Source organism: Williamsia sp. M5A3_1d (assembly GCF_053345315.1).
In genome coordinates this window covers 727,802-752,208 of the sequence record NZ_JBKEZX010000002.1, presented here as the reverse complement: position 1 = coordinate 752,208, position 24,407 = coordinate 727,802, and the positions used below count along the sequence as shown (strand labels likewise).

Annotated in this window: 26 protein-coding genes; 12 read left to right on the top strand and 14 right to left on the bottom strand. The window is 68.4% G+C overall.

Going from position 1 to position 24,407, the window contains the following annotated elements:
- Positions 1–2: 2 nt before the first annotated feature.
- From ACLBW1_RS11135 to ACLBW1_RS11125, 3 genes are all read right to left on the bottom strand, one after another.
- Positions 3–800: an exodeoxyribonuclease III gene (locus ACLBW1_RS11135; RefSeq protein ID WP_447811885.1), complete on the bottom strand. Its 798-nt coding sequence runs from the start codon at positions 798–800 to the stop codon at positions 3–5.
- A 55-nt stretch (positions 801–855) separates the two neighbouring features.
- Positions 856–1,356 (bottom strand): CHAP domain-containing protein, encoded by a 501-nt coding sequence (locus ACLBW1_RS11130; RefSeq protein ID WP_447811884.1) that lies wholly within the window; start codon positions 1,354–1,356, stop codon positions 856–858.
- Positions 1,357–1,471: 115 nt separating this feature from the next.
- Entirely contained in the window at positions 1,472–2,137 is a 666-nt protein-coding gene (locus ACLBW1_RS11125) for a hypothetical protein (RefSeq protein WP_447811883.1), read from the bottom strand.
- Positions 2,138–2,259: 122 nt separating this feature from the next.
- On the opposite strand from ACLBW1_RS11125, the gene ACLBW1_RS11120 reads away from it, so the two are divergent.
- The gene (locus tag ACLBW1_RS11120; RefSeq protein WP_447811882.1) at positions 2,260–2,553 is read left to right on the top strand and encodes an FmdB family zinc ribbon protein; all 294 of its coding nucleotides are present in this window, start codon (positions 2,260–2,262) and stop codon (positions 2,551–2,553) included.
- Positions 2,554–2,587: 34 nt separating this feature from the next.
- Positions 2,588–3,841 carry a formamidase gene (gene fmdA, locus ACLBW1_RS11115; protein WP_447811881.1) on the top strand — a complete coding sequence of 418 codons (1,254 nt, stop codon included), beginning with the start codon at positions 2,588–2,590 and terminating at the stop codon, positions 3,839–3,841.
- A 9-nt stretch (positions 3,842–3,850) separates the two neighbouring features.
- Here the strand turns inward: fmdA and ACLBW1_RS11110 are convergent, their stop codons facing one another.
- Positions 3,851–4,243, bottom strand: coding sequence for a hypothetical protein (locus ACLBW1_RS11110; protein WP_447811880.1), 393 nt, complete (start codon positions 4,241–4,243; stop codon positions 3,851–3,853).
- Positions 4,244–4,319: 76 nt separating this feature from the next.
- Here ACLBW1_RS11110 and ACLBW1_RS11105 point away from each other — a divergent pair, with 76 nt between their 5' ends.
- Positions 4,320–4,988: a LysE family translocator gene (locus ACLBW1_RS11105; RefSeq protein ID WP_447811879.1), complete on the top strand. Its 669-nt coding sequence runs from the start codon at positions 4,320–4,322 to the stop codon at positions 4,986–4,988.
- A gap of 70 nt (positions 4,989–5,058) precedes the next feature.
- Here ACLBW1_RS11105 and ACLBW1_RS11100 read toward each other — a convergent pair whose 3' ends face one another.
- Positions 5,059–5,640, bottom strand: a complete 582-nt coding sequence (locus ACLBW1_RS11100) for a DinB family protein (protein WP_447811878.1) — start codon at positions 5,638–5,640, stop codon at positions 5,059–5,061.
- A gap of 101 nt (positions 5,641–5,741) precedes the next feature.
- On the opposite strand from ACLBW1_RS11100, the gene ACLBW1_RS11095 reads away from it, so the two are divergent.
- The 5 genes from ACLBW1_RS11095 (at position 5,742) to ACLBW1_RS11075 (ending at position 11,131) form a co-directional block, all read left to right on the top strand.
- A complete protein-coding gene (locus ACLBW1_RS11095) occupies positions 5,742–6,236 on the top strand; it encodes a hypothetical protein (protein WP_447811877.1) in 495 nt (164 codons plus the stop codon).
- Positions 6,237–6,438: 202 nt separating this feature from the next.
- Positions 6,439–7,875 carry an ethanolamine permease gene (eat, locus tag ACLBW1_RS11090; protein ID WP_447811876.1) on the top strand — a complete coding sequence of 479 codons (1,437 nt, stop codon included), beginning with the start codon at positions 6,439–6,441 and terminating at the stop codon, positions 7,873–7,875.
- Between the two features lie 3 nt (positions 7,876–7,878).
- A complete protein-coding gene (locus tag ACLBW1_RS11085) occupies positions 7,879–9,303 on the top strand; it encodes an ethanolamine ammonia-lyase subunit EutB (protein ID WP_447811875.1) in 1,425 nt (474 codons plus the stop codon).
- 14 nt (positions 9,304–9,317) lie between these two features.
- The gene (gene eutC / locus ACLBW1_RS11080; protein WP_447812163.1) at positions 9,318–10,025 is read left to right on the top strand and encodes an ethanolamine ammonia-lyase subunit EutC; all 708 of its coding nucleotides are present in this window, start codon (positions 9,318–9,320) and stop codon (positions 10,023–10,025) included.
- A 185-nt stretch (positions 10,026–10,210) separates the two neighbouring features.
- Positions 10,211–11,131, top strand: a complete 921-nt coding sequence (locus ACLBW1_RS11075) for an FAD:protein FMN transferase (protein ID WP_447811874.1) — start codon at positions 10,211–10,213, stop codon at positions 11,129–11,131.
- 159 nt (positions 11,132–11,290) lie between these two features.
- Here ACLBW1_RS11075 and ACLBW1_RS11070 read toward each other — a convergent pair whose 3' ends face one another.
- Positions 11,291–12,271 (bottom strand): N-acetylglutamate synthase, CG3035 family, encoded by a 981-nt coding sequence (locus tag ACLBW1_RS11070; protein ID WP_447811873.1) that lies wholly within the window; start codon positions 12,269–12,271, stop codon positions 11,291–11,293.
- Positions 12,272–12,281: 10 nt separating this feature from the next.
- Entirely contained in the window at positions 12,282–12,917 is a 636-nt protein-coding gene (locus ACLBW1_RS11065; RefSeq protein ID WP_447811872.1) for a peptide deformylase, read from the bottom strand.
- A 185-nt stretch (positions 12,918–13,102) separates the two neighbouring features.
- On the opposite strand from ACLBW1_RS11065, the gene ACLBW1_RS11060 reads away from it, so the two are divergent.
- From ACLBW1_RS11060 to ACLBW1_RS11045, 4 genes are all read left to right on the top strand, one after another.
- Positions 13,103–13,471, top strand: coding sequence for a DUF3263 domain-containing protein (locus ACLBW1_RS11060; protein WP_447811871.1), 369 nt, complete (start codon positions 13,103–13,105; stop codon positions 13,469–13,471).
- A 64-nt stretch (positions 13,472–13,535) separates the two neighbouring features.
- Entirely contained in the window at positions 13,536–14,060 is a 525-nt protein-coding gene (locus ACLBW1_RS11055) for a LytR C-terminal domain-containing protein (RefSeq protein ID WP_447811870.1), read from the top strand.
- 126 nt (positions 14,061–14,186) lie between these two features.
- Positions 14,187–14,903 carry a superoxide dismutase[Cu-Zn] gene (gene sodC, locus ACLBW1_RS11050; RefSeq protein ID WP_447812162.1) on the top strand — a complete coding sequence of 239 codons (717 nt, stop codon included), beginning with the start codon at positions 14,187–14,189 and terminating at the stop codon, positions 14,901–14,903.
- Complete coding sequence (locus ACLBW1_RS11045) at positions 14,903–16,030, top strand: glutamate--cysteine ligase (protein ID WP_447812161.1); 1,128 nt, start codon at positions 14,903–14,905, stop codon at positions 16,028–16,030. Before sodC ends, ACLBW1_RS11045 begins: the two co-directional genes overlap by 1 nt.
- 7 nt (positions 16,031–16,037) lie before the next feature.
- Here the strand turns inward: ACLBW1_RS11045 and ACLBW1_RS11040 are convergent, their stop codons facing one another.
- The 7 genes from ACLBW1_RS11040 to ACLBW1_RS11010 all read right to left on the bottom strand — a co-directional run bounded on the left by ACLBW1_RS11040 (position 16,038) and on the right by ACLBW1_RS11010 (position 24,242).
- Positions 16,038–17,318, bottom strand: a complete 1,281-nt coding sequence (locus ACLBW1_RS11040) for a PucR family transcriptional regulator (RefSeq protein ID WP_447811869.1) — start codon at positions 17,316–17,318, stop codon at positions 16,038–16,040.
- Positions 17,319–17,531: 213 nt separating this feature from the next.
- Entirely contained in the window at positions 17,532–17,864 is a 333-nt protein-coding gene (mnhG, locus tag ACLBW1_RS11035) for a monovalent cation/H(+) antiporter subunit G (RefSeq protein ID WP_447811868.1), read from the bottom strand.
- A gap of 22 nt (positions 17,865–17,886) precedes the next feature.
- Positions 17,887–18,201 (bottom strand): monovalent cation/H+ antiporter complex subunit F, encoded by a 315-nt coding sequence (locus ACLBW1_RS11030; protein ID WP_447811867.1) that lies wholly within the window; start codon positions 18,199–18,201, stop codon positions 17,887–17,889.
- Positions 18,198–18,986, bottom strand: a complete 789-nt coding sequence (locus tag ACLBW1_RS11025; RefSeq protein WP_447811866.1) for a Na+/H+ antiporter subunit E — start codon at positions 18,984–18,986, stop codon at positions 18,198–18,200. The genes ACLBW1_RS11030 and ACLBW1_RS11025 overlap by 4 nt, the downstream gene beginning before the upstream one ends.
- A complete protein-coding gene (locus tag ACLBW1_RS11020) occupies positions 18,983–20,590 on the bottom strand; it encodes a Na+/H+ antiporter subunit D (protein WP_447811865.1) in 1,608 nt (535 codons plus the stop codon). The genes ACLBW1_RS11025 and ACLBW1_RS11020 overlap by 4 nt, the downstream gene beginning before the upstream one ends.
- Positions 20,587–21,291 carry a Na(+)/H(+) antiporter subunit C gene (locus tag ACLBW1_RS11015; protein WP_447811864.1) on the bottom strand — a complete coding sequence of 235 codons (705 nt, stop codon included), beginning with the start codon at positions 21,289–21,291 and terminating at the stop codon, positions 20,587–20,589. The genes ACLBW1_RS11020 and ACLBW1_RS11015 overlap by 4 nt, the downstream gene beginning before the upstream one ends.
- Positions 21,288–24,242, bottom strand: coding sequence for a Na+/H+ antiporter subunit A (locus tag ACLBW1_RS11010; RefSeq protein WP_447811863.1), 2,955 nt, complete (start codon positions 24,240–24,242; stop codon positions 21,288–21,290). Before ACLBW1_RS11010 ends, ACLBW1_RS11015 begins: the two co-directional genes overlap by 4 nt.
- Between the last annotated feature and the right edge of the window lie 165 nt (positions 24,243–24,407).

Genomic DNA, 24,407 nt, shown 5'->3' with positions numbered 1-24,407 from the left:
GCTCAGTCCAGTTCGACGATCACCGGGGCATGATCGCTGGCGCCCTTGCCTTTTCGTTCCTGTCGATCGATCTCCGCTCCGGTGACCCGGGCCGTAAGGGCGGGTGAGCACAGTGCGAAGTCGATGCGCATCCCCTCGCGTCGGGCGAAGCGGAGTTGGGTGTAGTCCCAGTAGGTGAACACCCCGGGGCCTGGGGTGAACGGTCGCACCACATCGGCGAAACCGGCATCGACGACGGCGTCGAACGCGGCCCGCTCGCGGGGTGAGGTGTGGGTCTTGTCGGCGAAATAGGCGGTGTCCCAGACATCGTCGTCGGTCGGCGCGATATTCCAGTCGCCGGTGAGAGCGATCTGGGCATCGGGGTGCTCGGCGAGCCACGCGGCGCCGGCCGTGCGGAGCGCATCGAGCCACGCCAGCTTGTACTCGTAGTGCGGATCGGCCAGATCGCGGCCGTTGGGAACGTAGAGACTCCATACGCGGACGCCGCCGCAGGTGGCGCCGATCGCACGTGCTTCGACGATCTTCTCGGCGTCGGCCTTGCCGAAGGCCGGTTGGCCGTCGAATCCGCGTGCGACGTCGTCGATGCCGACACGGGAGGCGATGGCCACGCCGTTCCACTGGTTGTGGCCGAGAGTAGCGAGGTCGTAGCCGGCGGCGGCGAAACCCATCGCCGGGAACTGCTCATCGGTGCACTTGGTCTCCTGGATCGCCAGGACGTCGACGTCGTGGCGCTCGAGCCAGTCGACCACCCGTTCGCTGCGGGCCCGGATGGAGTTCACATTCCACGTCGCGATACGCACGATTGCGAACGCTACGCGTCCCCGATGTCAGGAGCCTTGTCGAGGTCGCGCCCCTTCAGGCCCGCGGCGCCAGGATGTAGCCCATGCCGGGCACGTGACGGATCCACGTCCATCGGGTCGCGAACGGTCCGCCCGGTCCGTTCATGTCGTACATGTGCAGCCACGTCGACGCACCGACGCGGCGGAGTGCGTCGACCCAACCGACGTGGCCGTATCGGCTCGCGCCGGCGACGCCGGGCGGGAACACGACCATCGCGAACGGTCGGGGGATGACCGACGTCGACCATCCTGTCGCCCGGGCGTTGCGGTACCAGTCGGAGGCGTTCCCGGCGAGCGCGGCGTAACGGCCGGAGTAGGCGCGGAACTTCTCCATCGCGCCCCAGGTGCACTGACCCGGCGCGCCGGTGTTGTACGAGATCGTCTGCCCGACAGCACGATCGGACACGGCGACGGTAGGAGCCGCGGACACGGGTGCGGCCACCACGGCCGCGGGGGCGATCGACACGAGAAGGGTGACGAGGACGCCGAACAGGCGCGTACGCAGCATCAAGGGCATGACTCTCGGTTCAGCCGACCCCGAACCGGACGTCTGACGTGGCAGGTGCCGCGACGAAATCTAGTGCAGCGGCCGACATCGTGTCCCGGGAATAGCGTACCGGATTCCGCGGGCGTCAGTTCGGGGCGTTGCCGGTGAGTCGGTAGCTCTTCGCGGTGCCGTTCTCGTCGGTCACCGTGACGGTGCCGAAGGCGCGCTTGGTGACGTCGCCGAGAACGACGGTCACCTGTTGACCCACCTCGGATCCCTGCGCGCAGTTGGGTTCGCAGACCTTGCGCACCTCGGTGCCGCTGCCGACCGCTTCGCGCGCACCCCAACGAGTCCACTGCAGGTTGGTCAACGAGACCGCGTTGTCGCCGCAGTAGATCGAGGTGATCTCGGTGGGCCGTACCTGGGCGTTGCCCGCGCAGTCGTACACGGCGGCGTCGCGCCCGTCGGATGCGGTGTCCGACGGCGTCGTCGACGGGGGGTCCTCGGTCGACGTCTCGTCGGTGGTGGTCGTCGTCTCCTCGGTCGTCGTGGTCTCCTCGGTGGTGCTCGGGGTGACGGTGACCGTCTCGGTCGTTGTCGACGACGTCGATGCGCTCGAGGCCGTGGGGGAGTCGCTCGAGCCGGAGGTCGCGATGAGGATCGCCGCGATCACGATCAGTACCGCGGCCACCGCCGACACGGCCAGCAGGATCGTGGTCCGTCGTGACGACGGGTCGGGTCCGGCGGTGGGCTCGGATCCGGGCTCGTCGGGCTGGGGATCGTGGGGTCCGGGGGTGAAGGGCTCAGTCATGGCCGTCCAAGGATAGGCGACGTCCCTGAGAGGGCACCGCCGTCAGGTCTCTCCGGTGGACAGGTGTCTCGGGTCGCCTTAGCGTTCCCCCTACGTTCTCTTCAGACCGCGAAGGAGCCGCGATGCCGCTGTACGGATTCCGTTGTGATCAGGGGTGCGGAGACGTCGAGCGCGCGTATTCCATGGCGTCGGTGCCCGACCGGATCGATTGTCCCGACTGCGGCGAGGTTGCGCGGCGACGGTTCGATCCGATCGCTGTGGGGCACGGGGGTTCGGTCGGGATGCGGCTGCGCGACGCCACCGCCGCGACCGCGGAATCCCCGCGGGTCACGTCGTCGGTCCCTGCGACGGGCTCCCGTCGCCACCGGCGACAGGTGTCGACCGACGCCCGCCACCGGCGCCTGCCCAGGCCCTGAAACGCACCGGAACCCCCACCAGATCGGAAACCTCATGCCCGAGTTGATCTTCCCGTTGGATTCCACCAAGCCGTTCACCGCGCAGGAGAAGGTGGGTCACAACCGGTGGCATCCCGACATCCCTGCCGCGGTGACCGTCAAGGCCGGTGAGTCGTTCCGGGTGCACTGCCGGGAATGGTTCGACGGCGCGATCGTCAACGACGACTCCGCCGACGACATCCGTGATGCCCCGCTCGCCGGTGTCCACGTGTTGTCGGGGCCGATCGCGGTCGACGGCGCGAAACCGGGCGATCTGCTCATCGTCGACATCCTCGACATAGGGCCCATCCCGCAGGAGGATTCGGGGCCGCTGGCGGGGCAGGGCTGGGGGTACACCGGCATCTTCCCCACCCTCAACGGCGGCGGTTTCCTCACCGAGCAGTTCCCCGACGCCTACAAGGCGATCTGGGATTTCAGCGGCCAGAAGACGACGTCGCGGCACGTCCCGCACGTCGAGTTCACCGGCATCGTCCATCCGGGCCTGATGGGCACGGCGCCCTCGAAGAACCTGCTGAGCACGTGGAACACGCGTGAGGCCGCGCTCATCGCGACCGATCCCGACCGCGTGCCGCCGCTGGCACTCCCACCACTGCCGGACAGCGCGATCCTCGGATCGCTCACCGGAGACGCGTTCGATGCCGTCGCGGCCGAGGGCGCGCGGACCGCCCCGCCGCGCGAGAACGGCGGCAACCAGGACATCAAGAACCTGACGAAGGGCAGCCGCATCTTCTACCCCGTCTTCGTCGACGGCGCGAACCTCTCGGTCGGCGACCTGCACTTCTCGCAGGGCGACGGCGAGATCACCTTCTGCGGCGCGATCGAGATGGGTGGATTCATCGATCTGCGGGTGGAGATCCTCCGCGACGGGATGAGCACCTACGGGGTCAGCGAGAACGCGATCTTCATGCCCGGCAACACCGATCCGCAGTACTCGGAGTTCCTCGCCTTCTCCGGCACATCGGTCACCCTCGACGGTGAGCAGCGCTACCTCGACTCGCACCTCGCCTATCAACGGGCGTGTCTGCACGCGATCGACTACCTCACCAAGTTCGGGTACTCCCCGGAGCAGGCCTATCTCCTGTTGGGCGCGGCACCGATCGAGGGTCGCCTCTCAGGTGTCGTCGACATCCCGAATGCCTGTGCGACGGTGTACATCCCGACTGCGATCTTCGACTTCCCGGTCGCGCCCAGCGCATCGGGCCCTTTCCGGATAGATCCTGGCATCGGAGCGCCGCACTCGTCCTTCTGACCGCAGGCGTCAGCGGGGTTCCTTCTCCGGCCGTCCCGGTCCGCCGGCCGGGCCTCCCGCGCCGGGGCCCGGGTCGTCGCGCTTCTTCTGCCCCGGCGGGTTTTTCTCCTCGGCCGGGCCGGGTGCCTGTTCGGTGGTCTGCGCCTGTGTCGTCGCGGGTGCCTGCGCGGTCTCTGCGGCGGTGGTCGTCGGATCGGGCGTGGTGGCCGGAGTCGACGGTGTGGTGGCGGTGGAGGACGGGACACTCGAGGTCCCCGCGGGCACCGGCTCGTCGTCGCCGGAGCACGACACCCCGATGGCCAACACGATCACCAGGATCGCGAGCAGCGCGGCGATCGCGACGAGGATGCGAGTGCGCCGAGTGCGCTGCTCGTCGGCCGGCGACGGCATCTTCAGGGTCATCGTCGCAAGCCTACGACGGCGTCATCGCACGGAAAATGCTTTGAGCGGCGTCGGTGTGTTCGTTCAGGCTGTGGTCATGGACACGCCTGACGATCCGTTGCCGATCTCGATGTCAGCGGCGTCCGGGATGATCCTCACCGCGTTGGTGCTGGTGCTGACTCCGGGGCCGAACATGATGTATCTGGTGTCCCGGAGCATCGGGCAGGGTCGACGGGCGGGGTTGGTCTCGTTGGCCGGAACCGGCGTGGGCTTCGTCGCCTACATGATGATGGCGAACCTCGGCCTCGCCGTCGTGTTCGTCGCCGTCCCGTGGCTGTTCATCGGGCTCAAGTCGGCGGGCGTCGCGTATCTGGCCTACTTGGCCTGGCAAGCGTTGCGGCCCGGTGGCAGAGGGGTGTTCGAGGTCGCCGATCTACCGCGCGACAGCTCTGCGCGTCTGTTCACCATGGGCCTGGTGACCAACCTGCTCAACCCCAAAGCGGCGATCATGTACCTGACGCTCATCCCGCAGTTCATCGACCCGAACCGAGGACATCACTTCGCCCAAGGCATCACCCTCGGCGCGCTGCAGATCACGGTGAGCATGGTCGTCAACGCGTCGCTCATCGTCGGTGCGGCGACCGTGGCCGGCTTCCTCACGCGGAGCCCGAGCTGGGCGACCTGGCAACGGCGTGTCACCGGCACTCTGCTCGGTGGTGTCACGATCGCGCTGGCCAAGGAGGTTCCGGCTCGGGCCAGGATCTGAGCACGAACCCGCTCGGCACTGTGTCCAGGCCGAGCGCCACCCCGATACGGACGTCGACAACTGACGTTCGTCAGTCGGGGCGATGACGGTCCGCTGCTCGTTGGACTCGTGCGTAGTGGGATTCCCAGTATCCGCGTCCGAGGTCGAGGAGCTTCGCGGTCTCTCTGTCGAGTCCCACGGAACCGTCGATCCCCTCACGCAGGATGTCGATGTGGCCCGCGTGTCTGTTCGTGTCGCCGAGGACATGTACGAGGACGTTGAACAGTCGCACCTCGGGACGAGGCCAGTGCGCAACGACGCCGGGTGCGTCGACGGCCAAAGCGTCGATGGTCTCGTCCGCATGGGCCGTCACCCGTCCGTATCGATCGAGGATCTCATCGCGTGATTCGTCGGCGGCGACCCATTTGTCCGCATTCGGTTCTGCGCCGGAATTCCCCGGTACAGGCTCCGGGAACGGCCGACCGAACACGTCGCCGAAGTACAGCGCTTCGGTTCGCGTCAGGTGCTTGATCAAGCCCAGTAGATTTGTCGCAGTCGGTGTCAGGGGACGACGCAGGTCGTACTCGGAAAGGCCCTCGAGCTTCCAGATCACCGATTCCCGCGCCTCTCGAAGCTCTGCGTGCAGGTACTCCTTCGCGAAAGTATCGATCACCGCGCGAGCATCTCACTTCCGTGCGTCCGTGTTGGAGTGATCGGCGCCGACGCCGGGGAAATCGGATGCGGAACGCGTCGTGAACCTCATAGGTTCGCGGCATGTATCCGTCGCTGAACTGCTTCTTCCACGATGCGGCGCACTGGGGTTTCTGGCCAGACGGTTCCGTTGTGGGCCCGGGCGTTCCGCCGGAGCACTGGGCGGCGGCGATCACGACTGTCCGGGCTGACGTGCCGTTCCTGCAGACGGGGGAGGAGGCCTACTGCTGGGACGACCGCGATGCGGTGTGGAACCTCTTCATCTCCGCTGACGGCATGGCTGCGGTCGAGGTTCGAGGCCCGGATGGACGCGCGCACATCTACACGGAGAGTTCCTGCCACACCGTCGATGCAGACGAGCCAGACACCACAGTGTGGGTGGCCGATCTGGTCCAGGGTGATCTCGCCGCGTCGCAGTGGGTGTTGTGGCCGGCGTTCGACGGGCAGGCGCCGATGGATCCCCTGGTCCTCCATGGTCGGGCGGTGTGGGTACACCGACACACCCGTGAGCCCATCGCGCCGATCGGCGGTCTGCAGGGACTTGTGTCGGGAAGCTGACCGAGTCACCTCCCAGGCGTTCGCGCCGTCTCGCGCTGATCGCATGCCGCCGGCAGCGTGCGAACGTCACGAAAGCGTGCGAACAATGCATCAGCGTGCGAAAGGGGACCGAGAGGGCGAGAAAAGTTCAGAGGCGGTGAACGAAACATGCCCGAAAAGCCGATATCACCCGGAGGTCTCACAACGGGTCTAGCGTCCGGTCATGACGATCGACAAGTCCGCCCCGCCGGTGACCGCAGCGCCGAAAGGCGCAGGTGCCGAAAGTGATTACCTCGAGAAACGACAGCTGAAGAAGGGGACCGCGGGGTGGGTCCTGCTTGCGGGTCTCGGCGTCAGCTACGTCATCTCCGGCGACTACGCCGGGTGGAACGGCGGACTGGGCGAGGGCGGTTTCGGTGGTCTCCTGATCGCTGCGATCGTCATCGCCGCGATGTATCTGGCGATGGTGCTGGGCATGGCCGAGATGTCGTCGGCGCTGCCGGCCGCGGGTGGTGGCTACACCTTCGCCCGGCGCGCGATGGGACCGTGGGGCGGATTCGCCACCGGCACGGCCATTCTCATCGAGTACGCGATCGCGCCGGCCGCGATCGCCACGTTCATCGGCGCCTACGTCGAATCGCTGAACCTGTTCGGGATCACCGACGGCTGGTGGGTGTATCTCGCCGCCTACGCGATCTTCATCGGCGTCCACCTGGTGGGCGCGGGTGAGGCGCTGAAGGCCATGTTCGTCATCACCGGGATCGCCTTGGTCGGACTCATCGTCTTCGCCGTCGCGGCCGCGGGCATGTTCGACGCCTCGAACCTGACCAACATCGCCGCCGACCCCGACGCCGCCGGGTCGTCGAGCTTCCTCCCCAACGGCTATCTGGGCATCTGGTCGGCCATCCCGTTCGCGATCTGGTTCTTCCTCGCCGTCGAGGGCGTGCCGCTCGCCGCCGAGGAGGCCGAGAACCCCGAGCGCAACGTCCCGCGCGGCATCATCGTCGCGATGCTGATGCTGGTGGTCACCGGCGCGGTGGTGCTGGTGCTGGCCACCGGGGCGATGGGGGCCGACGAGATCTCCGGCTCGGGCAACCCGCTGGTCGAGGCGCTCGGCGACGGCACCGCGGCGACGGTGGTCAACTACATCGGCCTGGCCGGTCTGATCGCGAGCTTCTTCTCGATCATCTACGCCTACTCTCGTCAGACCTTCGCGCTCTCCCGCGCCGGCTACCTCCCGACGTCGCTGTCGCTCACCAACAACCGCAAGGCGCCGGTGTGGGCCCTGATCATCCCCGGCGTCATCGGGTTCGGACTCACCTTCATCGGCGAGGGCGCGATGTTGCTCAACATGGCCGTGTTCGGGGCCGCACTGAGCTACGTGTTGATGATGATCAGCCACATCGTGCTGCGGGTCCGCGAGCCCGAGATGCCACGCCCCTACCGCACCCCCGGGGGCATCGTGACCACCGGTTTCGCGCTGGTCATCGCCGTCGCCGCGGTCATCGCGACGTTCCTCGTCGACACCACCGCCGCTCTGTGGACACTCGGCGCGTTCGCGGCGTTCATGGCGTACTTCGGTCTCTACAGCCGCCGGCATCTGGTGGCCGGGTCGCCGGACGAGGAGTTCGCGCTGCTCGCCGACGGCGAGGTGGCGTGAGGCGTGTCGACCTACCGACAGACGCTCGGCGGCACCACCTTCACCTTCGCCTCCCTCGTCGAGCTGCTCGCCAAGGCGACACCGCGGCGTAGCGGCGACGAACTCGCCGGTTGCGCGGCGCAGACCGACCTCGAACGTGCCGCCGCGCAGTGGGCACTCGCCGACGTCGCGCTGACCACGTTCCTCGAAGACCTCGTGATGCCGTACGAGACCGACGAGGTCACGCGGCTCATCATCGACAGCCACGACACGGCCGCGTTCGCCCCGGTCGCGTCGTTGACCGTCGGTGGATTACGCGATCACCTGCTGTCGGTCGCGAGTGGACCCGACGCCGCGTCGACACTCGCCGCGCTCGGGCCCGGGTTGACCCCTGAGATGGTCGCCGCGGTGAGCAAGTTGATGCGCAACCAGGACCTCATCGCCGTCGCGAAGGCGTGTCGCGTCACCTCCGCATTCCGCACCACGATCGGGTTGCCGGGAACACTGACCACCCGGCTGCAGCCCAATCACCCGACCGACGATCCGCTCGGGATCGCCGCAGCCACGCTCGACGGACTGTTGCTCGGCTGCGGTGATGCGGTGATCGGCATCAACCCCGCCACCGATTCCCCGCAGGCCACCTCCGATCTGCTGCACCTGCTCGACGACATCCGCGTGCGGTACGCGATCCCCGTGCAGTCGTGCGTGCTGTCGCACGTCACCACCACGATCGGGCTGATCGAGGCCGGTGCGCCCGTCGATCTCGTGTTCCAGTCGGTCGCCGGGACCGAGGGCGCCAACCACGGGTTCGGGGTCGACCTGGCCGTGTTGCGCGAGGGCAACGAGGCCGGGAAGTCGTTGCGGCGCGGCACCGTCGGCGACAACGTGATGTACCTCGAGACCGGTCAAGGCTCGGCGCTCTCGGCGGGCGCACACATCGGCACCGGTGGGGAGCCGGTCGATCAGCAGACTCTCGAGACCCGCGCTTATGTCGTTGCGCGCGAACTCGATCCGTTGCTCGTCAACACCGTCGTCGGGTTCATCGGGCCCGAGTACCTCTTCGACGGCAAGCAGATCATCCGCGCCGGCCTCGAAGACCACTTCTGCGGCAAACTCCTCGGCCTCCCGATGGGTGTCGACGTCTGCTACACCAATCATGCCGAGGCCGACCAGGACGACATGGACACCCTGCTCACGCTCCTCGGCGCGGCGGGTGTGCCGTTCGTGATCACCGTCCCCGGCGCCGACGACGTGATGCTCGGCTACCAGAGCCTGTCGTTCCACGACGCGTTGTACGCCCGTCGCGTCCTCGGGTTGCGGCCGGCACCCGAGTTCGAGGCGTGGCTCGACTCGGTCGGCATGCTCGACGCGGGAGGTCGCATCCTCGACCTCGCACCCGAGGCCTCGCCGCTGCGCGCACTCACCGACGCGACGGCAGCACACTCGTGAGCGATCTCTGGGACATGCTGCGCGAGAACACCGCCGCGCGTATCGGGCTGGGGCGCGCCGGTGACTCCCTGCCCACGGCACGGGTGCTGGAGTTCGCCGCCGCACACGCCGCGGCCCGCGATGCCGTGCACCATCCCCTCGACGTCGAGGGGCTGGTGGCCTCGATCGAGGCGATTGGACTCGGCACCCCCGAGGTGGTCGCCAGCCGGGCGGCCGATCGCAGCGAATATCTGCGACGACCCGACTTCGGGCGGACTCCGGGCGAGGATTTCGCGGTGGCACAGGCCGACGCCGACATCGGCATCGTCCTCGCCGACGGTCTCTCGCCGATCGCGCTCACCGAACACGCCGCCGGCGTCGTGACCGCGATCAACGACGTTCTGGCACCGACCTATTCGATCGCCACACCGGTGATCGCCACGCAGGCGCGCGTCGCGCTCGGCGATCACATCGGCGCCGCCCAGAAGGTCGGGACACTGATCGTGGTGATCGGGGAGCGGCCGGGGTTGTCGGTCGCCGACAGTGTCGGCATTTACCTCACCCACCTGCCGCGGCCGGGGCGGGCCGATTCCGAACGCAACTGCATCTCCAACATCCACCCGCCCGGTGGACAGAGTTATGCCGGCGCCGCACGTGTGGTGGCCGCGTTGGTGGAAGGCGCTCGTGCACTGGGCCGTAGCGGTGTCGACCTGAAGGACACCAGTCGCACCCTCACCACCTGACCCCGCCGATCGGGCACTCACCCGCATCGATCGTGCACTAAACGCCGTCGATCGGGCAGTTGACGCCGTCGATCGTGCACTCAACGCCGCCGATCGGGCAGTCCGCCGCATCGATCGTGCAGTTCCGCGAACCCCAAGGCGTCTGTCGGGTGGCTCACAGGAAGCGCCCAGGGTGCGCGCCGACGATGGTCCTCATCAGCCAACCGCCACCGACGCAGGAGTCGACGATGATCGCCACCACCTCCCTGACCGGTCTCGACACCGACATCACCGTGTCGGTGACCGAGCCCGCAGCACTCGAATCCGCCCGACGGGAGGTCGCGCGCCACGCCGAGAACATCGACCTCACCGTCAACCGTCGCCGTGCCTCGGCCGAGATCCATGCCGTCGACCTGGCCGCGGGTACCCCGGTGATGATCAGCGTGCTGTTCGAGCAGATCCTCACCGAGGCGCTGTTCCATGCCGACCTCACTCACGGTGCGACGCAGGCGGTTCGGCGCAGCGCGGTCCCCGACTACCGCCACATGCCGCATCTGACGTTCACCACCGACGGGCCGCTGCCCGTCGTCATGCGAACCGTCTCGCCCGTTCCGGTCTGGCACCGACCCCGACTGGGGGACGGTTGCGTCACCGTCCCCGCCGATGTCCGCATCGAACTCCTCGAGACCGCCCGCGCGTTCCTCGCCGACCATTCCGCGCACGTCGTGGCCGAACGCCTCGGCTGCGGGGTCCTCGTGTCCGTCGGCGGTGTCACCGCGACCGCCGGCCACCGACCGCTCGGTGGATGGCACATCGCGAGCGTGCAGGGGATCGACGACCTCGAACTGCCGCAGGGGCACGCGGTGGCCACGGTGTCGGAAGCCGACATCGCCGCGTTGGCGCGCGGCCCCTTCGACCCACGACCCGTCTCCGACCTGGCGTCGGTGACGGTGGTCGCCGATCGAGTCGGTACCGCGCAGGCCGCTGCGACCCTGATGTACACCGACCCGGCGCGGGCGCGGGCATGGATCGGCGAGGAACAGATGTCGGCGTGGACGGTGGATTCTGCCGGCGCCATCGACGAGACGGGTCCCCTCGCCGCGCGGATTCACGCCCACGCGGCCTGACACGGATCGGTATCTGCACGATCGACGGGGTCAACTGCACGATCGATGGGGTCAACTGCCCGATCGACGGCGATGAGTGCCCGATCGACGGGGTCAACTGCACGATCGATGGGGACAACTGCACGATCGATGGGGATGAGTGCCCGATCGGCGGTCGGGTCAGAGGGGGAGGTAGCCGTAGGTGTGGTGGCGGGTGAAGCCGAGGCGGCGGTAGAGGCGGATTGCCGCGGCGTTGCCCTTCTCGACCTGCAGGTACGCCTGTTCGGCGCCGAGGTCGCGACCCCAGCCGAATAGTCGGTCGATCACCGCGGTGCCGATCCCGCTCCCGCGCAGACGCGGGTCGGTCCACAGACAGGTGATGCCGTTCCACGCGACCCCGCGCGCAGGACTGTCGAAGTCCTCGTCGGTGGTGACCGCGCCACGGCCGATCGCCACGATGCCGTCGTCGTCGACGACCGTCGCGAAACCCACTGCGCCGTCGAGTGATGCGGTCACCACCGACCGGACGACCTCCGGCGAACCGACCCGGTCGGAGCTGCCGAGGTAGGCGCGGATCCAGTCGTCCGACGGGGTGTCGGTCATCGTGACCTCGACATCGCGCGCGACCCCCACGGGCTGCGCCGACCGGACCATCGCGACCGCCTCGATCTCGAATCGGTGCGATTCGACGTGGGTGGACGGGATGAGTCGTTCCACCACAGCGCATCTCGCGGCGAGATCGCGATCGGTGTAGAACCGCGTCAACGCCTCGACGACACCGCTGTCGAGAGTCGCGCCCCGTCCCAGTGGTACCGCCGAGTTGGCGCGCCGACTGAAACCCCCTCCGGCGCGCGCGAACCAGCCGTCGATCATCGCCGACTCGAGTCCGGGCCAACCGCGGGCCGCGGCCCGTTCGAGAGCGCGGATCTCGGAGTTGCGCACCGGTCGGTCCGACAGCACCCGCACCGACATCACCAGATCGGCGGGGATCGAGACGATCTCGCCCTCCCGATCGATCACCATCGGGTGATCGGCGGCGCAGGCCACGAGGACACCGGTCACGTCGCTCGCCGTCGCCGACGGATCGCGACGCCAGTCCCCGGGCGCACCGTCGCCCTTCCGGAAACGCACGACCACGCGGTCACCGGGGTTCGCGGTCACGCGACCGGACTCATTCGGTCTCGGTGTCGTCGCCGTCGGGGTCCTCGTCGTCATGACCGAACGGGTCGGGCCCCTCGCCGGGTGTCCACGTGAGTCCGGGCTCGCCCCAGCCGTTGCGTTTGATCGCCTTCTTCGCGGCACGGGCGTTGCGCCCCATCAGCACGTCGACGTAGAGGAACCCGTCGAGGTGACCGGTCTCGTGCTGCAACATGCGGGCGAAGAACCCGGTGCCCTCCACGACGACCTCGGCGCCCGTGCGGTCGACGCCGGTGACCCGCGCCCAGTCGGCGCGTCCGGTGGGGAACTGCTCACCCGGCACCGACAGGCAGCCCTCGTCGTTGTCGTCCGGATCGGGCATCGTCTCGGGGATCTCCGAGGTCTCGAGCACGGGGTTGATGATCTCGCCGCGTTCGCGACCGGTCGACCGTGTCTCGCCTGCGGGGCAGTCGAACACGAAGAACCGCCGACCCACGCCGACCTGATTGGCCGCCAGCCCCACACCGTGGGCGGCGTCCATCGTCTCGTACATGTCGTCGAGCAGCGCCACGACATCGGCGGGCGGCCGACCGTCGGCGTCGAGTTCCACCGGCTCGGTCGGTCGGTGCAGCACCGGCTCACCGACGATGCAGATGGGGAGGATTGCCATGCGGCACAGATTACTCGGCACGCCGAACCCGAAATCCCGATGACTCCGTGGTTAGATGTTCAACGAACCACACCGATGTAATTCGACCGTTCCGATCGTCGATGCGGGCATCGCTCGCAGGTCAGATGCGGGCAACGTTTCCGGGTCACGCGGTGTGTAAGCAGGAAAGACCTCGAGGGAGCGAGATGGACGGCGCAACTGCGCGTAGTCAGAAGGGGTCGGGCCCGGTCGGCACCGGCGAACAGTCTGACACCCCCGGCACCCCCACACCCGGAACCGATGCGAATGTCGTCGGTGCCGACGGCCTCACGCGCCGCGAACACGACATCCTCGCCTTCGAGCGGCAGTGGTGGAAGTACGCCGGCGCCAAGGAAGAGGCCATCAAGGAGCTCTTCGGGCTCTCGGCCACGCGGTATTACCAGGTCCTCAACGCACTGGTCGACCGGCCCGAATCGCTGGCCGTCGACCCGATGCTGGTGAAGCGTCTGCGCCGTCTGCGTGCCAGCAGGCAGAAGGCGCGCGCCGCCCGACGCCTCGGCTTCGAGATCACCTGACGCCTCGATCCGTGGAGTCCCGCACCGCGATGAGGCAGCCGACGTCCGTAGAGTGGCGGCCGTGATGGCCCCCGAATCTGACAACACGCGGTTGCCGCTGCGCGCCGGGGCGATGCTGCTGTTCTCCATCGCGGTGGTGTGCATCGGGTTGGGCTGGCATTCCGCGGTCACCACCACCAGCAGTCCCGAGGCCGACCTGCGTGCCGCCGCGTCGAGCGCCTCGGAGTCCCCGTCGGCGTCGGTCCCGTCGAGTTCGACGGCGGCCACCGGCGCTCCGGCGAGCGGCTCGAGCTCGTCCACCTCGGCCTCGGCATCGAGCCCCCTGGTCTGCGTCTACAACGCGGGGTCGCAGTCGGGTCTCGCGGTCGAGGTCACCGACACCCTCAAGGCCAAGGGCTACCGCACCAGCGAGCCCGGCAACATCCAGTCGGCGAGCATCACCGAGAACACCGTCTTCTACACCCCGGCCCAGCGCGACGAGGCCGAGAAGGTCGTCGCCGACCTCGACAACGGCGCCACCGCCGACGCCCGGCCCTCGGCCTTCACGCAGTGTCGAGGCGGGATCGCGGTCATCGTCATCACCCGATGACCCCCGGCCCGTGATCGTCCGCGGATGCCGAGCGGGCGGCGGGATCCGTCGGGCCGCACGCCGGATATGATTTCCCCGACGCGCCCGCCCCGCGCCCGATCACAACAAGGGAGACCTTCCGCGATGATGTTCCAGCCGACCCTCCGCCACGCCGGTGTGCGCCGCGCACTCGTGCTCGCCGCCTCCACGGTCGCCGCCGGAGCAGTTCTCACCGCGTGCAGCCCGGGCGAGGAGCCCACCTCTCAGCAGGGCACCACGCCGGCCGTCATCACCGGTGACCAGGCCCCGAACAACCTCGGCATCGGTGAGCGGGAGGCCGGCGCGTCGCCGACCGAGTCGGGCGCCGCCGAGCCGTCGGGCTCGGGTCTGACCGCGTCGCTGATCAGCCCGGGCGGCGCGCGCGTCGGCGAGGCCACCTTCTCCACCGAGGGGTCCGCGGTCCGGATCGACGTGAAGGTGACCTCCGGGGTCACCCCCGGCTTCCACGGTCTGCACATCCACGCGGTGGGCAAGTGCGAGAACAACTCCGTCGCCCCCACCGGCGGCGCGCCCGGCGCGTTCCTGTCCGCAGGCGGCCACTTCCAGGCCGACGGCCGCACCGGTCACCCCGCGAGCGGCGACCTGGTGTCGATCAACGTCACCGAGGGCGGCACCGGCGAGACGGTCACCACCACCAGCGCTTTCAGCCTGAGCCAGATCGTCGGAAAGTCGATCATGATCCACTCCGGCCCCGACAACTTCGCCAACATCCCCACGCGCTACGCGCCCGCCCCCGACCAGGAGACGCTCTCGACCGGTGACGCCGGCACGCGCGTCGCCTGCGGAGTCATCGAACAGGGGTGATCACTCCCATCGAGTTCCGGGGTTCTCCCGCACCGACACTGGGTGTCGAGTGGGAATTCGCCCTGGTCGACAAGACCACCGGTGAACTCTCGAACTCGGCTGCGGCACTGTTCGATCGGGTTGTCCACCTGGCGGATTCGTCTCTCGACAACCGGATCCACCAGGAGCTGCTGCGGAACACCGTGGAACTGGTGACCGGCGTGTGCACCACCACGGGCGAGGCGATGGCCGATCTCCGGCACACCCTGGGCGTGGTGCGGACCATCGCCGACGACATCGGCGTCGATCTCTACGGCGCGGGTACACATCCCTACAGCGAGTGGTCGACGCAGCAGCTCACCGAGTCGCCGCGGTACGCCGAGCTGATCGAACGCACCCAGTGGTGGGGACGCCAGATGCTGATCTGGGGTGTCCACGTGCACGTCGGCATCGACCGCCGCGACAAGGTGCTCCCGGTGGTCAACGCACTGCTGGCCTACTACCCGCACCTGTTGGCGCTGTCGGCGTCGTCGCCGATGTGGGCGGGCACCGACACCGGCTATGCGAGCAACCGCGCCATGATGTTCCAGCAGCTCCCGACGGCCGGTCTGCCGTTCCAGTTCGCGCAGTGGGCCGATTTCGAGGCGTTCGTGGCCGACCAGAAGACCACCGGGATCATCGACGACATCAACGAGGTGCGCTGGGACATCCGGCCGTCACCGCGACTCGGCACCGTCGAGGTCCGGGTCTGCGACGGCGTGTCGACCGTCGCCGAGCTCGAGGCCCTCGTGGCACTCATCCATTGCCTCGTCGTCGACATCGACGACCGTCTCACCGCGGGCACCCTGCCGCGGGAGATGGCGCCGTGGCTGGTGCAGGAGAACAAGTGGCGCGCAGCGCGCTACGGGCTCGATGCGGTCATCATCCAGGACGCCGACTGCAACGAGCGGCTCGTCACCGACGACCTCGCCGACATCCTGGAGCGCCTGGAACCCGTTGCGCGACGGCTCGATTGCGTGAACGAACTCGCCTCGGTCTCGTCGATCATCGACGGCCGCGGCTCGTATCAGCGGCAACGCGCGGTGTACACGAAGACGGGCGAGATGCGCGACGTGGTGACCGCCGTGGTCACCGAACTCGGTCGCTGAGGAGGCCTCAGACGGTCGGCCGGGTGGCCTGCTGCTCGAGGTCGCGGGCCAACAGCGCGATGTGTGCCCGTGAGATGCCCTCGGGGAGAGCGAGATCGATACCGGTGGTCTGGGTGATGCGACGCAGGCGGTAGTCGACGGTGTTCGGGTGGATGTGCATGCGCCGCCCGGTGCCCTTGCGGTTGAGACCGGTGTCGAGATGCACCCGAAGCGTCTCGAGGAGCTCGGGGTGGGTGTCGAGGGGCTCGAGGGTTGCGGCGAGATGATCGCGCGCCGGACCCGGCCGGGTGATCTGGTACTCGATGAGCAGATCCTGCATCTCGTAGAGGCCCGGCGGGCGCCGGATCGCGCGCACCAGATCCATCAACTCGTGGCTCTCGGAGGCGAGTTCGGGGATGCGGTCGGTGGTACCGATCGAGTGGGTCGCGATGATCGGCGCCTCGGCCATCGCCGAGAGATCTTCGAGCAGTTCGCCGGTCAGCACCGGCATGTCGGTGTCGGCCGGGATCAGCACCGTGCCGCCGTTGTTGCTCAGCAGGGTCAGCGCACGCGAGTTGAACATCGTCGCCAGCGACGACTGGACGCGACGGAGTTTGCGACGCGCGGCGATCTTGGTGTTCACGCGCGGATCGAGCTCGTCGGGATGGGGCGCGATGGTCATCGACACCACCTGGTAACTCTGCGCGACCGGCAGTCCGGTCTGGCGCGCCACCGACGACGCGGTGTGCCCCGACAGCAGCGCCGACATCAGCGTCTGCGTCGCCGACTGGTGCTGGCCGGCGACGAGGCGCTGCTCCTCCACGTATGCGGTCGCGACGGTGACGGTGAACGTGTCGAGCAGCTTCATCACGAGGCGGAAACCGGAGACCAGATCGGCGAGGTCGTCGCCGCCCGCCTTCGCAGCGATCAGGTCGAACCCGATCTTGATGCCCTCGTGATAGGTGTGGATGATCGTGTCGAGTGGAACGCCCTCACGGGCCCACTGCGCGGCGGCCTCCCGCAGTTGCGCGAGCTGTTCCTCGCCGGGCAGGCGCTGCTCGTCGAGGATCTCGATGGCCATCCGCAGACAGGTCTGCGTGACGGCGGTGACATCGCCGTGCAGCTGCTCGCCGGGGAGGGTTCCGCACGGGGCCACGTTGTCGGCGAAGTGTCCGACGAGCTGGGTTGCCAACTTGTTGATGTCCGACAGCGACCGCGATGCGGGAAGGCCCGCGACGGTGATGGTCGGTCCCGGCGCGCGATCCCCCGATGCGGCCGTGGTGTCCAGATCGGTGCTCGGTGTCGACATGATCAGTGGTACTCCCCGCTCCGTCACACGCACCCCCATTGTCGCGTGCGATTCATTTCGTGAGGTGAACAGTAACGCATGTTGAGGGGCCCCGGAAGTGTGCAGCTACACAAGTTACACATCCTCACGATCTGCCACGCACAGCGAGCGTCGCGGGGCCGCGTGCCGTCTGAGCACCGACGATGTCCACACCGATCGGTACGGGCGAACGGGTCAGTCCGTCGCCCCGGACTCCGCGTCGGAATCGCGCAGCACGTCGTCGCGGACGCGCTGCTCCTGATAGGCGAGGCGCCCGATCCGGTGGGCGACCACCGGCGCGGTGATGAGTGCGAACAGGCCCGACAGCACCAGCATCCCGAAGTCGACGCTGCCCGCGAGACGGATCATCGCCGCGATCAGGATGAGCAACAGCCCGAAGGTCTGCGGTTTCGTCGTCGCGTGCATCCGGGTCATGGTGTCCGGGAAGCGGAGCACACCGATCGACGCGGTGAACGCCAGCACCGAACCACTCAACACCAGGATCGCCACCACCACATCGGTGATCACCGTCGGACCTCCGGACCCGACATCACCGTCGGACCTCCGGTCCGGTGCTGGGCTCGCCGGTCACCGGGTGCACCCGCACCACGTCGTCGCGGACGCGGAAACGTGCGATGGCCACCGAGCCCACGAAACTGAGCAGTGACAACGCGACGATGGCGGGCACCACCGTCGAATCGAGGCTGTAGGCGGCCCAACCGGCGAGGCTGCACATGGCCAGCGCGATCACCGTGTCGAGGGCCACGAGCCGGTCGAGGGTGTTGGGGCCCAACAACACCCGGATCATGGTGATCACCGCCGACGCCAGCAGCAGGACTGCCGCGATGATCCAGACGATCGTCATCGCCGGTCTCCCTTCGCCTCGGACACGGTGCCCGTCGTCTCGCGGGGGTCGCTGCGGACGGGCGGCATGCCGTGGAACTCGTCGTCGAGACCGTGGTACGGACTCGGATGCCATTCACTGTCACGCTCGAACGCCCGGATGAACAACCGCTCGACGGTCTCCATCTGGCGATAGAACGCGCGCACCTTCTTCTCACTGCTCACGTCGATGAGGTGCACGTAGAGCAGACGGCGACGGTGGTCGATCTCGACGACCATCGTGCCGGGCACGAGGTTGATGTAGTCGACGGCCAGCGTCAGCACCATGTCGGACTTGATCGCCAACCGTGTCCGCAGCACCGCCGACAACGGTGGTCGGCGCGGACGGATCGCCAGCCAGGCGACCTCGGCGCTCGACACGAAGAAGTCGCGGATCAGATACAGCATCAGCAACACGATCGTCGCCGGATGGATGCGGCCCTCCACGGGAACCCGCGGCAGCGGCAGCAACGCGAGGATGATGACCGCGACCGCGACGCCGCCGAGGATGTTCGCCCACGAGATCGTGCCCCACAGCAACACCCACACGAAGGTGAGCCAGCCGATGGTCCACAGTCGGACGGCGATCTCGCGGCCGTCGCCACCCAGCCACGACAGCAGGTGCACGCGCGACTTCGTCCACACCACCACTTTCGCGAGGCCCCAGACGACGGTGAAGAACGACACCCGCCACGCATGGTGGAGTCGGCCGTAGACCGGACCCTTCGTCGGGATCGGTCCCATCTCGCGCCGGGTGTCGTCGCTCATCGGGAACCTCCCAGCACGGCGTCGAGATAGAGACTCGAGTCGGTCAGCTCGGCCGCGGCGTTGTTCGTGAAATCGAAGATGGGCCCGGCCCAGACGGTCAACGCGACGCCCGCGACCACCATCAGCATCGTCGGGACCACCATGCCGATCGGCATGCGTCCGACGTCGGCGCGGTCACCGAACGCGATGTCGCCCTCCTCCTCGACCAGCGCCGAGGGGCCGGTGTCGGCGAGGTCGCCCTCGGGGGCGTCGGCACGCGGACGCCAGAACGCCTTCGTCCACACCCGCGCCATCACGTACAGGGTGAGCAGGCTGGTGACGACCGACCCGGCGACCAGCAGCCACGCCAGGACACTGCCGTCCTGCGTACCCGCCTCGATCAACGCCACCTTGCCGATGAACCCCGAGAACGGCGGGATGCCACCGAGGTTCAGCGCCGGGATGAGGAACAGTCCGGCCAGGAGCGGACTGGCGGCCAGACCGCCGAGGCGACGCAGCGACGCCGACCCGGCCTGACGTTCGATGAGACCCACCACGAGGAACAGCGTCGTCTGCACGAGGATGTGGTGCGCGACGTAGAAGATCGCGCCGGACAACCCGAAGCGTGACGACAGGGCGATGCCGAAGATCATGTAGCCGATGTGACTGACCAGGGTGAACGACAGCAGACGCTTGATGTCGGCCTGGGCGATGGCACCGAAGATGCCGACCAGCATCGTCAACAGGCCCGCCACCAGCAGCACGGTGTCCATCGAGCCACCGGGGAACAGCAGGGTGTGTGCCCGGATGATCGCGTACACCCCCACCTTGGTGAGCAACCCGGCGAAGACCGCGGTCACCGGGGCCGGGGCCGTGGGGTAGGAGTCGGGCAGCCACGTCGACAGCGGGAACACCGCCGCCTTGATGCCGAACGCCACGAGCAGCGTCGCGTACAGCGCACCCTTCGTCCCGTCGGGGATGTCCTGCAGCCGCACCGCCATCTGCGCGAGGTTCAGTGTGCCGGTCGCCGCGTAGGCGAAACCGATCCCGGCCAGGAAGATCAGCGACGACACCATCGACACCAACACGTACGACACCCCCGCGCGCACACGATCGGCACTGGCGCCGAGGGTGAGCAGCACGAAGCTCGCCGCGAGGAGCACCTCGAACGAGACGTACAGGTTGAACAGGTCGCCCGCGAGGAAGGCGTTGCAGACACCCGCGGTCAGTGCGAGATAGGTCGGAAGGAAGATCGACACCGGCTGTTCGGAGGTGCCGTCGCGGATACCCTGCCCGACGGCGTAGAGGACGACGCACAGCAGCACGACCGTCGACACCACCAGCATCAGCGCCGAGAGTTGATCGGCGACGAGGGTGATGCCCAACGGCCCGTTCGTGTACCCCTTGCCGTCCCAGCCGCCGACGTGCAGCGCGTAGGTGCCGTACTTGTCGGTGAGGTAGAGCAGCAGACACGACGCGACGAACGCCGCGCCGATCGCGGTGACGGCCACGGCGCGCTGGATGCGGGGACTGCGACCCATCACCAGGGTCAGCGCCGCGCCCGCCAGCGGCAGCAGCGTCGGGATGATGGTCAGCGTCGCGAACCAGCTGGTGTCGATGGTCATCGCCGATCACCCGCCTCGGGCGAGCCGTCATCTGTGACAGGCGATTCTGGCGAGCCGTCATCTGGCACAGGCGATTCCGGCGAGCCGTCATCTGCCGCATCCGGGGCGATGTCCTCGGGGTCGACGTCGGCCAGATCCGGGTCGTCCGGGATGAGGTCGTCGTTAGAATCGTCGTCGGCCTCCTCCTCGGGCATCAGGTCGGCCTCGATGCGCCGACGCTTGCGATCACGGATCTCCTCTGCCGACAACGGGGTGCCGTCGTCGTCGAACATGTCGCCCGAGCGGGTGTCGACACCGGTGACGGGGTCGTCGCTCCGGTCGCGGTCGGGCGCCTCCGACAGCGACTGCTTCTTGACCTTGAGGTCCTCGGGATCGTCGTCGACCTCGTCGTCGGTGTTGATCACGAACGACCGGTAGGCCAACGCCAGCACGAAGGCGGCGATGCCCATCGTGATGACGATCGCGGTGAGCACCATGCCCTGGGCGAGCGGGTCGGCGTCGGCGGTCCGGCGGTCCGACGAGCGACCGTAGATCGGTGGGTTCCCCTCGCGGCCGGCGATCGTGATGATCAGCAGATTCAGTCCGTTGCCGACGAGCAACAGCCCCAGCAGCATCCGGACGAGGCTGCGCTCGAGCAGCAGGTACACGCCGCACGCGGCGAGGAGCCCGGCGACGATGAGCAGTCCGAGGTTGACGGTCACGGGCGTGCCCCCATCCCGGTCGCCTCGGTCTCGGCCGCCGCGCGTCCGGCGGTGGTCGAGGTCTCCTCGATGTCGAGACGGGCGCCGAGACTGCGCAACACGTCGAGCACCAGACCGACGACGATGAGGTACACGCCGAGATCGAAGAACAGGGCGGTGACGAGTTTGATGTCGCCGAGGACGGGCAGGGTGAGCTCGATCGTCGCCGACGACAACGCCGGGGCGCCGGCGAACACCGACGCCAACGCGGTACCCACCGACAGCGCCAACCCGAGACCGAGGATCCGACCGGCGTCGACGGGTATCGCCTCGCCGAGCTCGTAGCGGCCGCCCGCGAGATAGCGCAGCACCAGCGCCATACCCATGGTGAGGCCACCGGCGAAACCGCCGCCGGGCGCGTTGTGGCCGGCGAAGAAGAAGTAGATCGACGCGACGACCATGGTCGGGAAGATCAACCGCGTGGTCGCCTCCAACACCATCGAACGGTGTCGCGGGTCACGCAGCTCGCTGCCGCGCAACCACGTGGTGCGGGCGGTGGGCATGTCGTTCACGGCGTTGGGATCGGCTCCGTGGAGGCGGGCGGCGTCGGCGACGCGCGGCGCGGCGCCGAATCGTCGGTGGCGGAACACCATCGACGCGACACCGGTCGCCGCGACCAACAGCACCGACACCTCGCCGAGGGTGTCCCAGGCGCGGATGTCGACGAGCAGCACGTTCACCGCGTTCGCGCCGTTGCCCAACTCGTAGGCGGCCTTCGGCAGGTCGTCGGCGACCGGGGTGGTGGTGCGCGCACCCGCGGCGTAGAGCCCGATGACCACGAGCAGCGCACCGAACGCCAGCCCGATCAGCGCCCGCAGCGGCTTGAACCCGGTGGAGTGGCGAGCCTCGGCCTCGGCGGGCAGTTTGCGCAGCACCAGTACGAAGATCACCAGGGTGAGGGTCTCGACGAGGAACTGGGTGAGCGCGAGGTCGGGGGCGCCGTAGAAGGCGAAGATCATGCCGCAGCCGTATCCGGTGACCCCGACGACGAGTGCCGCCGCCAGCCGGTTGCGCAACACGGTGGTGGCGATCGCCGCGGCGACCATGATCCCGCCGATGACGACCTGAGCGACCGAGTCGAAGCCGTTGATCTGCAACCGGTTTCGTGCGCCCACCAGCAGTGCGACGGTCGGCACCACGATGGTGGTGATCATGATGACGCCCTGCGTGAGCGGCAGCGACCCGCGCTGGGTGACACGGGTCAGCGCCAGCGACACCGTGTCGGCGCCACGCAGGACCGCGTCGTATATCCGGTCGGCGTTGCCGAGCGGGGGCGTGTGGAAGCCGAGACGGCGGCGACGTCGCCGTAGGACCACGAACGTGCCGACACCGCCGACGATGACGATCACGGTCAACAGCAGCGGCAGGGTGAACCCGTGCCACAGCGCGAGGTGCTCGAGTTCGTGACCGTTCGCCGGAAGGGTCTCCGCGTAGGGCTCGAACAGCGTCCCCAGTGGGCCCGCGGCGAACCCGGCCGCCACACCGAGGGCGGCGAGGATGCCGGCGGGGGCGATGAACGAGACCGACGGGAGGTGCATCCGCGCGACCGCGGCGCTGGGCTCGCTGCGCACCTTGCGGCCGAACGCGCCCCACAGGAACCGGGTGGTGTAGGCCATCGTGAGGATCGAGCCGAACACGATCACCGCGGTCGACACCGGTCCCTGCCATCCGTCGAACCCGTCGACGTCGAGCAGGGAGGTCAGCGCGGCTTCCTTGCCGACGAACCCGAGGGTGATCGGCAGTCCCGCCATGCTCGCCGAGGCGACGGCGGCGATCACCGCCAGCGACGGCGCCGTGCTGCCCAGCCGGGCGAGTTTGCGGACATCGCGGGTGCCGGTGGAGTGGTCGATCACGCCGACCACCATGAACAGCGACGCCTTGAACAGCGCGTGGGCGACCAGCATCGCGACGCCGGCCAACGCGACGTTCGCGTCACCGGTGCCGACGAGCACCATCAGGAAGCCGAGCTGCGACACCGTGCCGAACGCGAGGATCAGTTTCAGGTCGAACTCCCGCAGCGATCGCCATCCGCCCAGGACCATCGTCAGCATGCCCAGACCGACCACCGATATCTGCCAGGCCATGAGGTCGCCGAACCCGGGCGCGAGCCGCGCGACGAGGAAGATGCCCGCCTTCACCATCGCCGCGGCGTGCAGGTAGGCGCTGACCGGGGTGGGCGCCGCCATCGCACCGGGCAGCCAGAAATGGAACGGCACGATCGCCGATTTGCTGAGCGCGCCGACGAGGACGAGCACGACCGCGACGGTCACCGCGGTGCCGGTCGGCGGGTTCGAGATGACGTCGGAGAGCAGGTAGCTGCCGGCCCGCTCGCCGAGGATCACGATGCCGGCGAGCATGGCCAGACCGCCGGCGGTGGTGACCAACAGCGCCTGCGTGGCGGCGCGACGCGACGTCGCGCGCTGGGCGTAGAACCCGACCAGCAGGAACGACAGGACCGTCGTCGCCTCCCAGAAGATGTAGAGCACGATCATGTTGTCGCTGACCACCAGCCCGAACATGGCGCCGGTGAACGCGACCATCTGCGCGCCGAATCCGGCCACGCGACGTCGGATCCGCTGCGCCGAGGGGCTGGCGTCCCCGGGAGAGGTTTCTTCACTGTCGAAGTACTCGGCGCAATAGCAGAGGACCAGGGCGCCCACGCCGAGCACGAGGATCGACATGATCGCCGAGAGGGTGTCCATCCGGAGATCGATGTCCATCTGCAGCGCCGGGACCCACCGGATCGCCTCGGTGCGCGGGGCCTCACCGGCACGCGGCCACTCGACGACGACGCCGATCATGGCCGCCGCCGGGGCTGCTGCGAGCACGTAGAAGCCACGGCGGCCGAGCCAGGAGATGATCGCGGGCGCGGCGAGAGCCGTGAGGACCAACGCGATCAGGGTCGCGATCAACGCAGCACTCCGTCGTTCGATGGGCGGGGTGTCATGCGACGGCAGGGGTGACACCGCCGGTCGCGTTGTCCCAGCTTACCGGCGCCGCGGTCACCGACGCCGTTCGGGGGACACCGCACCGCGCGGCCCGCGATAGGGTTCCCCCGGCGAGGACGCCGGCCGACC